Annotated in this window: 14 protein-coding genes; 1 reads left to right on the forward strand and 13 read right to left on the reverse strand. The window is 36.3% G+C overall.

The annotated features are described in order from the left end of the window. From RTR76_RS15870 to RTR76_RS15900, 7 genes are all read right to left on the reverse strand, one after another. Positions 1–494: hypothetical protein (locus RTR76_RS15870; RefSeq protein WP_312522424.1), on the reverse strand; the 494-nt coding region annotated here is incomplete at its 3' end. 102 nt (positions 495–596) lie between these two features. Beyond that, positions 597–1,874 carry an HNH endonuclease signature motif containing protein gene (locus RTR76_RS15875; RefSeq protein WP_312522428.1) on the reverse strand — a complete coding sequence of 426 codons (1,278 nt, stop codon included), beginning with the start codon at positions 1,872–1,874 and terminating at the stop codon, positions 597–599. A gap of 91 nt (positions 1,875–1,965) precedes the next feature. Further along, positions 1,966–2,796, reverse strand: a complete 831-nt coding sequence (locus tag RTR76_RS15880; RefSeq protein ID WP_312522433.1) for a hypothetical protein — start codon at positions 2,794–2,796, stop codon at positions 1,966–1,968. 57 nt (positions 2,797–2,853) lie between these two features. Further along, on the reverse strand, positions 2,854–4,677 hold the full coding sequence (locus RTR76_RS15885; protein WP_312522436.1) for an ATP-dependent helicase: 1,824 nt from the start codon (positions 4,675–4,677) through the stop codon (positions 2,854–2,856). Further along, positions 4,667–6,679: an AAA family ATPase gene (locus RTR76_RS15890; protein WP_312522438.1), complete on the reverse strand. Its 2,013-nt coding sequence runs from the start codon at positions 6,677–6,679 to the stop codon at positions 4,667–4,669. The genes RTR76_RS15885 and RTR76_RS15890 overlap by 11 nt, the downstream gene beginning before the upstream one ends. Before the next feature lie 96 nt (positions 6,680–6,775). Further along, complete coding sequence (locus RTR76_RS15895) at positions 6,776–8,122, reverse strand: hypothetical protein (protein ID WP_312522440.1); 1,347 nt, start codon at positions 8,120–8,122, stop codon at positions 6,776–6,778. Between the two features lie 135 nt (positions 8,123–8,257). Next, positions 8,258–8,641, reverse strand: a complete 384-nt coding sequence (locus RTR76_RS15900; RefSeq protein WP_312522442.1) for a DNA mismatch endonuclease Vsr — start codon at positions 8,639–8,641, stop codon at positions 8,258–8,260. Between the two features lie 170 nt (positions 8,642–8,811). On the opposite strand from RTR76_RS15900, the gene RTR76_RS15905 reads away from it, so the two are divergent. After that, a complete protein-coding gene (locus RTR76_RS15905; protein WP_312522444.1) occupies positions 8,812–9,669 on the forward strand; it encodes a hypothetical protein in 858 nt (285 codons plus the stop codon). On the opposite strand, the gene RTR76_RS15910 is transcribed toward RTR76_RS15905, so the two are convergent. The 6 genes from RTR76_RS15910 to RTR76_RS15935 form a co-directional block, all read right to left on the reverse strand. Beyond that, the gene (locus tag RTR76_RS15910) at positions 9,666–10,760 is read right to left on the reverse strand and encodes a DNA cytosine methyltransferase (protein ID WP_312522446.1); all 1,095 of its coding nucleotides are present in this window, start codon (positions 10,758–10,760) and stop codon (positions 9,666–9,668) included. The genes RTR76_RS15905 and RTR76_RS15910 overlap by 4 nt on opposite strands. Positions 10,761–10,881: 121 nt before the next feature. Beyond that, positions 10,882–11,085: a hypothetical protein gene (locus RTR76_RS15915; RefSeq protein ID WP_312522448.1), complete on the reverse strand. Its 204-nt coding sequence runs from the start codon at positions 11,083–11,085 to the stop codon at positions 10,882–10,884. A 114-nt stretch (positions 11,086–11,199) separates the two neighbouring features. Then, positions 11,200–11,955, reverse strand: coding sequence for a Fic family protein (locus RTR76_RS15920; protein WP_312522450.1), 756 nt, complete (start codon positions 11,953–11,955; stop codon positions 11,200–11,202). Positions 11,956–12,086: 131 nt separating this feature from the next. Beyond that, positions 12,087–12,572, reverse strand: a complete 486-nt coding sequence (locus RTR76_RS15925) for a DUF1643 domain-containing protein (RefSeq protein ID WP_312522452.1) — start codon at positions 12,570–12,572, stop codon at positions 12,087–12,089. A gap of 26 nt (positions 12,573–12,598) precedes the next feature. Further along, positions 12,599–12,997, reverse strand: coding sequence for a hypothetical protein (locus RTR76_RS15930; RefSeq protein ID WP_312522453.1), 399 nt, complete (start codon positions 12,995–12,997; stop codon positions 12,599–12,601). 5 nt (positions 12,998–13,002) lie between these two features. Next, positions 13,003–13,377, reverse strand: a complete 375-nt coding sequence (locus tag RTR76_RS15935) for a hypothetical protein (RefSeq protein ID WP_312522454.1) — start codon at positions 13,375–13,377, stop codon at positions 13,003–13,005. Positions 13,378–13,412 lie beyond the last annotated feature (35 nt).

The raw sequence follows: 13,412 nt of genomic DNA on the forward strand, positions 1-13,412 counted from the left end.
GTCACTATGGGAGTATCGTCTTCATCAATAGTCACTATGGGAGTATCGTCTTCATCAATAGTCACTATGGGAGTATCGTCTTCATTAATAATCACTATGGGAGTATCATCTTTAACAATAGTCGATACGGGAGTTAGGTGGTCATCTATTTTTCTCTTCTTCTGAGCGAAGCCTCTCTTTTTCTTTCTCCTTTTCATCACTTCTTTTGGGCATCTATCTTCTAATTCATCTAATTCATCTTCCTCGTATTGACGGCGTCTATCTTTTTCTTGACGTCTAGCTTCTTCTTCGTCGTCTTCGTCGTCTCGACGGCGTCTTTCTTCCTCTTGTCGTCTATCTTCTTCTTCTTCTTCTTCTTCTTCTCGACGGCGTCTATCTTCGTCCTCTTGTCGTCTATCTTCTTCTTCTTCTTCTTCTCGGCGGCGTCTATCTTCGTCCTCTTGTTCCTCTTTAAGCCTGTCTAACCATTTTTCTATTTCTGGATAATCAGACATTTTTTCACCTCAATTGCTTCAAATTTTCCACATCCTCTTTAGTGACAAATCAAAGTATCTTGTCCATATCAGATTAAAGCGACAAAAAGTTTTTTCTACAATTCAATTATTGACTAATCCTCTATGTTGATCCCATACTCTCTGTACTCCACCACTACTTACAAATTCTTTAAAATCCACAAATTCTTCATCACTAATACCTTCGGCTTCTAATATCTTAATTAGGTTTTCGTTTCTAATAATTAATTTATCAATCAACTCTTCGGATGGCATATTCCCAGCTTTTAAAAAATTACATTGTTGATGAACCTCTGCCAAATTCCATAGACTGTTTCCTTCTTCACCTATTACCCGCCTTGGTATTATATGGTCAACGGTGCTTACACCTTCAATAAATTCATCACATATAAAGCATCTTCTTTCTGGATTACCTAGTTCTAAGTATTTTTTGACCGTTTTTAATATAAATCTTCTCCCTCTAACAGTATTTTCAACCAAGCTAACTACATGTTTTATCTCATCTTTGGGAACAATTATTGTTTGAACTTTACTGATAGCTTCGAGTAGAATATTTCTAATCTTATGGGAAAGATTCTGTAGAATTCCCCAGTCACCTTTATTCACCAATTTATTATGTGCAATTTTGTTCCTCAATGTATAGAGCTTACCCCAATCTTCATCTAATTTATCGTATGGAATATGCGATTTAAAATATCTTTGCCAGTTCGATTTTGGCAAATATTCCCTAATTTTTTCTATATCACTATCTTTTTCTATCTTATTATAAAAGTCATTAATGCTAATCGTACTATATGGTGTAAATAGAAGTTGTGAAAGTTGTATAAAATCAGCTTCATATAAAATGTTTTCCTCTATTTTTTGCACTTTATTCCTTTGAATATTATTTTGCAATTTATTTTTAAATTCTTCGGGTGATGATTTATTCAGCCATGTACTACCCACATTTCTAATAATAAAAAGATATATTAGTTTTCTCATCAAGTTTTCTATCTCATTTATGATAGGATACCCCTGTCTACAGTAGTGCTGTGACACCTCATCCCATATTACATTCTCTACAAACTCAATGTTTAATTCTTTTATCTGATGCCTAATTATTCTTGAGATTTCTCTTAAATTATCAAGAGACTCTTCTTCGTTTTTTTCACCTGAATCTAGTTTTATGTAAAATAGTCGTTCACTTCCATTATTTATTACTTCAGTGGTACATAAATACTGTACTTCTGATTTATTATACATGAACGTTCCATTAGTTTTATGGATATTAATATCAGCATTTATCAGGAAAAGATTATTAAACGTATCTACAGAATTACAATATTTGTCTTCTTTTTTAGATAAAATAATTTCAATCTTCATTCTTTTCCTCCTAAAACAATATATAGTAATATTGTTTTCTTATCCCAGGGCCTTTTCTCTTATTCAACACTCAAGGCAATGACATGACTAATCACTGTCCACTTAATATGCTATTGAGATATTCGTCCCAATAATTCCCTTCGTCCCCTTCTAAACTATGCAACCAAAAATACATCATTAGCATCTCAAATTCTTGCTTTCTCCCCTTAGTAAACGGCTTCTTGGGCATCTTACGATATAATGAGTCTAAATTAAAAAGATTGCTCTTTTGTCTAATATCATAATCGTACTTTCGCCAAGAATATTGACTTTTCTTTCTATGAGTTGATGGCCAAAGATTCTCATTATTATAGAAGTAATCAGCCCAATCACACGCAAATGCAAAAACATTAACTTGATACTTTGCCCATGTATCCTTAATCCAATTATCAATTTCATCTGTAATGAATAAAGATTCCAACCCAAAAACGCGCTTACTCTGCACCCTATGATAGTCTTTAATGAATAAGAAAAGCATTTCTGTTTGGTCCTTGAGAAACGGAAACTTTTTTATCAGCCCAGAATAACATTCGTAGGACGTACTCCTAAACTCGCTATCTGAGCTGTACAACAAAAAGAATTCCTCTTGCTTTAATATGCTGCCAATATTACGATTCATATGCTTCCCATGCTCAGAATAAATACTTACTAACCACTCTCTTACTTCTGGTTCATAATCATGTAATTGCTTGCGGTATTTATCCAACTTTTCATCTTTAAGCACCGTCTTCTCTTCAGCTTCCGTAATATTCAAGTAGTTATTAAAGTATTCAAAGACATAGTTAACGCAAATCCTCATGTTTTCCATGCGTGCATCAACGTCAAACTCATTAAGTTTATCCTCTTTTTTTCTGCGTGCAATATATTCCTCAATGCCATGCATCCTCTTTACCCCCAGGCTTTTCCTTAAAGAGCCACTTTGCAATAGTAGCTAGGTACTTTAAAACTCAATCGTATTGTCAGGATTACCAAATTCTTTATATATTTCTTCGATAAATCTTGACTTCCTAAACGGCTTTGTCCAAGGCCCTCTCTTCGTATTAATAGTAACGACTTTTGAATGGACAAGGCAACATGTGCTTTTCGCACGACTAACACAAACAAAGAAGAGTCTTCTCTCCTCCTGCATTACCTTATCATTCTTCGTAGCTCTAAAAGATGGAAACCGCTCATCTTCTAATCCGAGTATAATCACAGCCTCGAACTCTAATCCCTTTATGCTATGACGAGTCGACACTGTTAATTGATTTTTCGGTTTACCAAGATGAGTTAGTTTTGCCAAATCGAATTGAGCAAATGCCGGTTCCTGTGATGTGCTTACTAAATTCCGTAAATTTTCAATTTCGTCTGGATACCTTGTAGAGCTATTTAGTAACTCTTCTATTTCTAATTGGCTAATGACATATTGTAGCCAGTGATATGACGAGTGTGTGAATACCCTACTTTCATTTAATATCCTATACAGACGTATCTTCTCGCATCTATCAGTTTCATCATAATATTGGTTCGTAATATGACGCTGTACTAAGATACACCAAAAACGAGCTAAATCAACGAAATAGATTTCAGCTTGATTTAAAACCCAGCGTGCACAGCTTTCTAACCAGCGAACAACATCTGACCGTTCAAAAGGATGTTTAGATACATATACGGACATGCCATGGGTTTCCAGTTGTCTGGTTAGTTCAGAAACATCATCATTAGTACCTACAATAATAGCTATTTCTTCTAGTGGAATTCCTCGGTCTTTATATTTAGGTAGCACATAGTCTAGGAGGGACTGGTATTGGTCGTCCATTTCATTCTGGCAAGTAATAAAATCGAATTCAGCCATCTCTCCTGGTCGTGTTCCCGCAATATAGTTTCTCTTTTCCCTCAAAGCTAGTTCGGACGCATAGATAATCTCTTGGTTACTTCTATAATTTGTTTTAAGCGTAACCTTTGAAAACCCAGGCTGTTCAGTAAGCTCAACAAGATATTCTGGATATGCTCCATGAAAACCAAAAATAGATTGGTCAGGGTCGCCAACCGAAAAAAACTTAATTTTCGTATTAGCCGCAAGCGTTAGAATAATTTCATGTAGTGGCCTACCCAAATCTTGATACTCATCTATTAAAATCCACGGAAATCTTGCCTCAATACATCTTCGTACATAACCCTCATTTTGAATTAATACGGTTGCATATTTAACTATATCTTCATAATCAATAAAACCTTGGCCATGAAGACGATTTTCGTATTCACGTCCGACTTGCCTTGCGATATCGAAAACCTCTATTTGGACCTGACTACTGCCTGGAATATCTAATCTGCGTTCCTTATCCATATGAGTAACTTTAATATATTCCGGGTCTTGATCTAAGTCGTCAAGGACTTTGAGAAAAAGTTTTTTCTTAGCGGACTCAGAAATAATATTTATGGGCAAGGGTATGTTGTATTTAGGAAATATGGGAGCAAAAGTTTCAATTACCTCAGCTATGCAAAAAGAATGCATCGTCCCTAAAAATACATTTTGCCTAGAAGTATACCCAAATTCGAACAAACGGTCTTTGAATTCTCTAGCAGCTTCTCTACTAAAAGTTACGCAAGCCAATCCTCTTGGAGATACTATTTCATCCCTTAAGAGTTTCATAATTTTCATGGTCAAAACTGTCGTTTTTCCACTTCCCGGACCAGCTAGCACAACCGTATTGTTATTGGACATATATGCTTGGAACTGTTCTTTATCTTTTTTTATCTGCTCAAGTTTATCTTTAAGCGCCACAGCTCTCATTCACTTTCTGGCATATATTTTTGATAGCCTTTTCTACATAGCCCGGTATGTGTGATTCAGTACAGCTACTGGCTAATCTCTGAGAAAAACGCCCCTTACCAATACCTTTTCCTTCAATTTTTTTTAGGCATTTCCAATACTCTGCATTCTCTAATTCAGCTTTAAAATTGGCTTTTTGTTTGGTTCCCCCGGGGGTTAAAGCATCATATACATCGCAAATAACTTGTTCTGCTTCTGTATCTTCATAACAAGTATCCATAATATCAACTTCTAAAGTATGAATTCCAACGAAGCAACCATTTTTCTGAAACAACTCATCCTGTTTCGCAAAACTTTCTGGTATCTCATCCTCGTCAATCCACTTTAACTCAGTCATTAAATTACAGATGTTGTCATGCCCTAAAAATCCGTAATTGCCATGCTTCTGCATGTCTTCATAATAAACATGAAACTTAGTCTCGATCTTTCCTCCATCAACAACATTCTTTTCATAAATGTCACCGTCCGTAATTATGACGAAAGGAATTCCTAATTGTTCTAGTAGATTAGCGTAGGGTTTAAAGTTTGTAGAATTAATATTACAAATCACTATTCCATACTCGTCCAGCGGCAATTCCATAATCTCCGCAAATTGTGGTACCAGGTAGTCTTCCGCAATTCCTTCCACCAAGATAACTCCCTTGCCGAAGTAAATTTCGCCACGACTGGCATCTATATATCGTTCAAGGTCAACAAGTTCCTCTTCTGCAATCTGAAGTTTTGCAGAAGATCGCAGAAGAGTGGAGCCATCAACATTCCTTGAAAGATGGACAATAGAGTTAATTGGAGCGACCGAGGCGATATGAGTTGAATGAGTAGTTAACAAAACCGAAGCAGAACTATCATTAATAATTTCTTTATAAATTATCCTCTGTAAACTAGGGTGTATATGGGCCTCTGGCTCTTCAATAGCTAAAATCGTAAATCCCTGGTCTATAGGATTATTTTTATCCATATAGGCATAAAGTTCCCCAAGTCTTGCAACAGATAAGTTTGCTCGCAATGTATAGTTACCTTTTTCATTAGTAGCATACGAATTTCGAAGTATTTTCTTATCCTCTTTAGCAACCAATCCATCAAACTCCGCTTTTTTTAGATATGTAGGAATTGTTTTATCCTCTAATGCTAGAAGAATCAAAGAAATATACAAAATATTATTTAGACCCAGACTAGATTCTGATATTGGCCTTTTTTTGGCTCCAATCATCACTTTTAAAGCATTTAACAACCGGTTCGGGTCAATATCTATTGTTTCTAGCGATAAACTGGGATCAGGTTGTAAACCAATCAATTTAGAAAAGCTACGATTTATATTTACCTCTAAATCCATAAGTTCATCTAACTCTAACAGTTCAGCCGAGTTGCTTTTTAATGTCTCGGCTATTTGAGTTATCTCATCTTTATCTATTTTGTATTGTTCAAGTAATCGGGTTATTGGTGATTTTCTTGCAGATTTCAATTCACTTTCTACATCACGCAGGGCATTAATAACCTTAACATTTAAGTATTTTCTATCGTGATATGTAAAATCCAGATCCTCTTTATTCCCCTTGTATATTTTATATGTATACTCTTTTATTGAACCATCATCATTTTTTATAGGGTAAAACTTATATGTAATTTTTAGAGTTGCCGGGTCATCTTTTATTGACGCATCACTTAGTTGCGCCAACAAATTTGTATTATGCTTAAACCCCTGAATCTCAAGTGAAATTTGTATTTCTTCTCCATTTTTCATCGGGTCTTTTAAACCGTCAAAAAAGTCGGTTTCATTTAACATTCTATCGTATTCAGATAAACGAGGGTCCAATATAAGTTGTATTGCTCGAAGAAAGTTAGTTTTGCCAATATTGTTTTCTCCGATTATTACTTGTTTATGAGCTAAGTCCACCTCAGCATTCTTAAAATTCCTATAATTTTTTATAGATACTTTGGAAATGTACGGGCTTTTCATAAACAGCGCCTCCTGATTTATCTGAAATTAGATTTTCAAACTCTCCATTATTTTAGCGGACACAAATTGAATTTTAGTAATTTAACTCTAAAAACGTCACTCAACAAATCCAAAATCATTTTTTTCTAAATGATAGGTTACAATCATTTCACACTCACCATTTACATTCTCATCTAAATTTATATCCATAAAAGGAAATACAAACCAATATTCCTCTTTAAAAAAATATTCCCAACAAATAATATCCTCTTTAATCGAGAATATTGATTTATATTTGCTAACAAACTCTTGAACTTCCCAATCATAATCACTTAAATCGTCAATATGATATTCTACATAATAAATATTACCGGGGGTGCTTACCATCTCATCTCCACATGCTGAATCACATCCGATTTTATTTTCAAAATACATTCCCGCTTTATGATGCAATAAATTTTCTATTTCCGAAATAAAAAGCGTATTAATTGCGTGATGAACATAATCTTCTATTTGAGCATAATTTTTGCGTATTTGCTTTATATGTTTCTTTAACTCTTCTGAGTCGAACTCAAAGATTTCACTTACTATTTTGACAAGAAAGGCTTCAAATTCTTTTATAAAATCATTGTGTGTTCCAAAATATAATCCTATAAACATGGCCATTTCTTTTGTTTGATCAAAACTACAATAATTACATCGCCCAAAATAGTTTTTTTCTTCTAAATAAATGATAGTTGTTCCATATCTCACAAATGTTTTATTACCACAAACTGGACAATCTTCCATCTCAAATATTTTATTCTTATTCGTATATAGTTCTTTTAAAATAGTACCTTTTTCAATAGGATTTCTATTATAGTAATCAATTGATTCTTTAGAATTTTTGATTGCAATAATATACGATGTACACATATCTAAAGCCCAAACTTCGTTATTTCTACTAAAATCTTTAACTGTAGATTGAATATTATTTTGAAAACAAAAACTCTTAAACTCAGGTATATTTCTCTCAAAAACATCAAAAAAGAAAGGAAGTATCTTAGCTATGAAGTGCTCCGCTTGACGATCAGTAAAATCAAATTCATGATGAGTAATTGCATTTCGAAGATTATTCAACCCAACTATACTATCGTACTGACTTTTTGAGATTTCTAACTTCTTCAATATAATTACACGATTTAAAACTTCTAAAAACATTATTGTATGAGGAGCTACTTGTTTACCCCTGTTTCCGATTTTATTTTCGATTAAGTTTTTGCAATATTGACTTAAATCTTCATATATGAAATATTCATGAACTGTTGTCAATAAGTACTTAAATAAAGTTTCTATCGAATGTTGCAAGCTAAGGACGATATCTTTCATATGAAACTCATATGCATCTGAATCTACTTTGTCAATTTTTTGTATCATAAGTATACTTTTTCTAAAAGAATCTAACCCATTATCTAAAAGTCTCATTAACGCAACCTCCTTCCTATTTTGTAATTAACAATAAGTTCATCATATGAATGAGTGCAACTTGGTATTAAAAAAACAACAAAATAGTTCCTTAAGCTAAAGTATATTACTTTTGAAACAACCATTCTTTTAACTTCATATGTAAATCATTTTCTTTTTTCTCACTTCGCATTCCCAAATCACGCGAACATGCCAACCAAGCTTTATTAGCTCTCTTTGATTCTCCACATCACGAGCTACGTTTCTTTCTAATTTTTTCTGCCACATATCATGATTTATTTCAGGAATAGCAGCCTTTTTACAACCTGGATGCATATGCCAGAAACATCCATGAACAAATATAACCGTCTTGTACTTAGGAAGAACAATATCCGCTCTTCCCGGCAGGTCATTACGATGCAATCGGAAACGATACCCCATTTCGTGTAACATTGAACGAACAATACGTTCGGGAACAGTATTCTTACTTCGAACTTTAGCCATTACTTGGCTGCGCTTTTCACTTGAGAAAATATCCACTCAGATCCCCTCAAATACTTCTGATATTAGCTTCATCCTTGCTCTTTTTTTCCGGAATAAAATCACTCATATTCGCAATAAATAACAGAAAATCATTTGACTCAACCTTTAAAACGCAGTAAAATCAAGGCATAAATCAAATTTAAGGAGTGTTTTTCATCAACAATATTGTGAATGCCTATAAAAATATTGGGAAAATGCTAAAGTCCGATGCCAATGCTTCGATAATTTCAGAAGAGCTTGTCAATCTTCACAGCAAAGTGTTAGACTATTTGGGAAATTATAAGCAAACTCCGCTTATTTCCAAAGTTCCGAATAAAGAGTATTTCTCATTCGATAGCGGAACAAAAAAATCAAGAGCCGTAAACAAGGCATTATTTACGGCTAATATGCAGCCAATCGAAAGTGTTATCCAATCCATTTCTTCTAAAAATTTCACGAATATTACTGCCGAGGAAATAACCAGTGCGTTATACTCGATGGCCGTAGGATTTTGTTCCGTTATTGATTTAACCAAAACCGGCGATCAAAAAACTCCTGGAACATTCTTCGAATATTTCGTTTGCAATTGGGTATCAAAAATGCTCGGCATAAATCCACGCAAACAAGTCGATGTACTAAATTTGGATATGAGCACTTCACTCCCAACCGACTACATATTTGACTTAGGAACGAATCAGCCAAAAATTCATTTACCGGTTAAAACATCAACGCGAGAAAGAGTGATTCAAGTCTGGGCTCATCAACGCGTCCTTGATGGAGTTTACGGTACAGGTCGCTTCCTTGGTATACTGGTTTCTCTTTCTGAAACTAAGGTGGACCAAAATTCTCTTGAAGTGGTGGAAATTTGTCTTCCCGAGCAGTGGCAAATATATCAAATGTTTATTGCACAAATGAAGCGCATTTACTATCTGGATTTACCTTCCAAATATCGCGATTTGCGCAATGTATTTCCGCCTATACCCGTATATTCTTTCGGCGAGTTCTTTTTAGAATACCAAAATAAGACCCTCTTAAGCAGAGACTAAAGCGCGATTGCTTCCCTTGAGTTGCCCCTTACGCCTTTAGACTCCGCCTCGGCCTTATCCAAAGACAGCATAATTTGTCGCCCAATAGCCTTTGCCAGTAGCGGAGGCACGGCGTTACCGATTTGATATCTCACCTGCTGCCTATTACCCAAAAACACAAATTCATCAGGGAATCCTTGCAACCGCGCAGCTTCTCTAGGTGTTAAAGATCGATCCTGTAGCGGGTGACCATAACGACCTCGTGTAAAACTATCAAATCCGCCCGTAATAGTTGGTGCCTGACCATCCCACATTAATCGTCCGTATACGTCCGGCCATCCTCCCTTTCCCGTATCAACGTTTTTATGACATTGAAGTCTGAATTCCTCGGGAATATCTCTCCATCCTCCGCCTTGCGGCACAAATGAGAAACGTTTAATGTTAATTTCAGAAACGCGAGCTCTCTGATGATTTGCATATTCAGGATGTACTGAATAATCAGCTGGCGGTTCAGGCAATCCCTTCAAAAACTCACCTACGGTTCTCCACTTTTTTACAGTAGCCTGAGGAATTTCGAAACTGCTTTTTATGGAATTATGTTTGCCAACCATTATGAATCGTTGACGGGTTTGCGGCAATCCGTAGTCAGCGGAATTATAAATATGAGGATAAAGTTCATAATCCTTCAACTCTTGTCTAACTGCTTCAACCAATTCTATTCCACGTTTTTGTCCGAAAATAGCCACATTCTCCAATAAAAAGAACTTTGGCAATAATTCTCTTACCAAACGCGAGAATTCTAACGCCAGCCTGTTTCGCGGATCTTGAAACAAATGTGCGCCTCGCCGTTGTTTGGAGAATCCCTGGCACGGAGGACCTCCAGCGAACAAATCAAGCTCTCCTTTTTTCAAACCCGATATTTTCATTAACTCTGATCCCGTCAAATCCAAAACATTAGCGGAAAAACATTTGCCAGACAGATTTTTACGGTATGTTTCAACAGCATATTCATCCAGATCAAAAGCTGCTCGTATTTCAAATCCTGCTTTATGTAATCCTAGGCCAAGTCCCCCAGCACCACAAAAAGACTCAATACATGTATATTTCTTCAAAACGATTCACTCCGTCTATTTAAAGATCTCACAAAATACTCTATGATTTTATTCGTCATTAATCAACAAAACTCCTGTAAAAAAACCTCCTTTCGTCTAGGCGAAAGGAGGTTTCCACTAGCTATATGGCTTTCTTTTTTATTTCATCAATGTATTTGAAGAGTGAATGATGAATAGGTCCCGGCACAGTTTCATGTCGAATCTCAAATGCAGCGACAGCTTCCGCATAATCCATAGATGCCGGATATGTCTCTTCGCTGTTCGAAGCAATTCCCAATAAAAAGCAAAAGCTTAGCACTATAATAAGACCATTAATGTATTTCATTGCTCATCGCTTCCTTTAATAATATTTGGATGCCTTTACTCATAGAATAACTCGTACGTTTATAGATATACCTAGTATTAAATTACAATTTATCCATTCTAAGCATCTTTTGTTTTATTTGATATAACGTATATAAAGATCTAAGGCCTGATTCACAATACGCGCAATAAATAAAATGAAAGCGCTGTCATCTTTTAGTATGCGCAAATAATTCAATTTATCATAATATTCTTCCTGTTGTTCTTTTTTAATAACAATCGGTACGTATCCATGTTTCATAAGCTCGAAATTCAATAGCAGTCTCGCTATACGCCCATTGCCTTCTTCAAGAGGATAGACTTCAACAAACCGTTTATGAAGAACGGCTGCTCTTTCGATAGCATGCAACCTCTGCGCTTCTCCCTTATACCACTTCAGCAAGTTAGCCACCTGCACAGGACTCGATACAGACAGTATAGACGCTACATCGATGGCAAGGGTTCGGTAAGAACTGTTATTCTTGGGAAACTTACCTTTGAAAATTATGGCACGAATATTCTCTATCTGCCATTCGGATAAAGTTTCCTGCTTTTCGATGATTTTCTCAATATAACCAATGGCTTCTCTATGATTGATTACTTCTAAGTGTTCATGAATGGTTTTCCCACTAACGGCTATTCCTTCCAGTACTACTTTAGTCTCAACCAGAGTAAGATTGTTGCCCTCAATTGCATTTGAATGATACGTCCACTCCACCAGCAGCTTCTCTCGTAAACTTTTCAGTGTATAACGAGGAAAAGGACTTTTACTATCCAATATGTCTTTTTTCTCATCTATTTGTTTTAATATTTCATGATAATCCACTAAATATTCTATAATAATCTCCTCCAAACAGAGAACTATCTATCATATAAATTAGCTCTTCATTCTTTAACCACCCTTGCCAATTTACTATCATTGGCTATCTCAAGCTTGGTCACTAATATCAGCAAATAAATTCCACGTCTAGACGAGCGCTCGCATCAAGGAATGAATTTCTCCAACTTCCACCTCAAGCGCATTCGCGGAGCTAAAGGATGAAAGCCAATCATCTGCATTTTGTCCGCAAACTCGCCTAGCTTCTCCAGAAAATACTCCTGTCGTTTCTGAACCGCCTTGCTGGTATCTCCCGCTTTGCCCCATGCAATGACGATGACATCCACTCGTGCTGCCGAAGCTAGAATCTGCTCCAGATTGTCCTGTTCGATTTCATTCTTCATGCTTTTTCTACCGTCTATAGCCGAAAATATATTGACGATCTCCGCCGTGCCAAAATCCATACGGTACAAATTATTCAGCACATACATCGTCGTAGGGTCAACCAGAATCCCGTCGGCATAGCTGGGGCTAACCATCAGAACCATTGCTTTTTTCTTATTTTTGTCCCATTCCTTACGCAGCAAATATCTGTGCTGTCTATCGTCAGAAAATACCGCTTCCGTTTTAACTACGCTCTTATCTGTTATCATACAATAGCCTCCTATTAGGAAATACCTTAATCAATCTCAGATCGGACAAGCCTGTCAAGGGCAGTCTTTGAAATAGTTCCATGTTCAACTACATCGTCATTGTCACCAAGGAGACGGTAATAGATGGTTTCACCTATTACAGCATACTGCAGTAAATATTCATCATTGCCTTCCATAGCAGCGTCAATCCACTCATCATCAGGAACGCTATCCATATCGCCAAAATAAGTACGCTGCTCCGTATTGACGATCTCACAATCCCGCTTGGCTACATAGTGGGCTGCAGGATCACCTACGTTTACCCGGTAGGAATCCTTTTTCTCCGACAGCACTTGAAACTCTTGGCCGATCTTCTTGACATACCAGAAGTCCGGCGATAAAGCCTTAATAATCCGTATACGCAATTTTTCTTTACTTTTTCCCATTGGTGTCACTCCTTCTCCATCAAGCCCCCGGCTTTTAACTCCCATCCAGTATTCAACAGAAATTTCATTGACATAATCACAACAACACTGAAATCACTATTTAGCAAAATCAGACTGCTGATAAAGACCTGACCATCTCTGCACGCCATAACGTCCACATATTCGGGAATATTAGCCTCTATATCAATACGAAACTTTTGTAGTTGCTCCAGTTCTCCCACTGCCTCAATGACTAGTACATAGCCTCCAAGATCATAATCAGCCTCTCGGTTTTCTCCATACTCAGCATCCAATATGGTAACGGCTTCTCTTATGACCGCAACAACTTCCGCCGGTAAAGTCAGACCTTGAACCTCTTTCAAATGAGCTATTTTCAGCACTCCTTATACCCCTTTCTCCGGAATACGCAAGTAAA

Origin of the sequence: Anaerospora sp. (assembly GCF_032013335.1) — a bacterium.
GTDB lineage: Bacteria > Bacillota > Negativicutes > Sporomusales > DSM-15969 > Anaerospora.

Excerpts from the sequence above, each read along its gene's own strand:
- RTR76_RS15875 (WP_312522428.1), bottom strand. The coding sequence starts at position 1,874 with ATGAAGATTGAAATTATTTTATCTAAAAAAGAAGACAAATATTGTAAT.
- RTR76_RS15880 (WP_312522433.1), bottom strand. The coding sequence starts at position 2,796 with ATGCATGGCATTGAGGAATATATTGCACGCAGAAAAAAAGAGGATAAA.
- RTR76_RS15890 (WP_312522438.1), bottom strand. The coding sequence starts at position 6,679 with ATGAAAAGCCCGTACATTTCCAAAGTATCTATAAAAAATTATAGGAAT.
- RTR76_RS15895 (WP_312522440.1), bottom strand. The coding sequence starts at position 8,122 with ATGAGACTTTTAGATAATGGGTTAGATTCTTTTAGAAAAAGTATACTT.
- RTR76_RS15915 (WP_312522448.1), bottom strand. The coding sequence starts at position 11,085 with ATGAAATACATTAATGGTCTTATTATAGTGCTAAGCTTTTGCTTTTTA.
- RTR76_RS15925 (WP_312522452.1), bottom strand. The coding sequence starts at position 12,572 with ATGATAACAGATAAGAGCGTAGTTAAAACGGAAGCGGTATTTTCTGAC.
- RTR76_RS15930 (WP_312522453.1), bottom strand. The coding sequence starts at position 12,997 with ATGGGAAAAAGTAAAGAAAAATTGCGTATACGGATTATTAAGGCTTTA.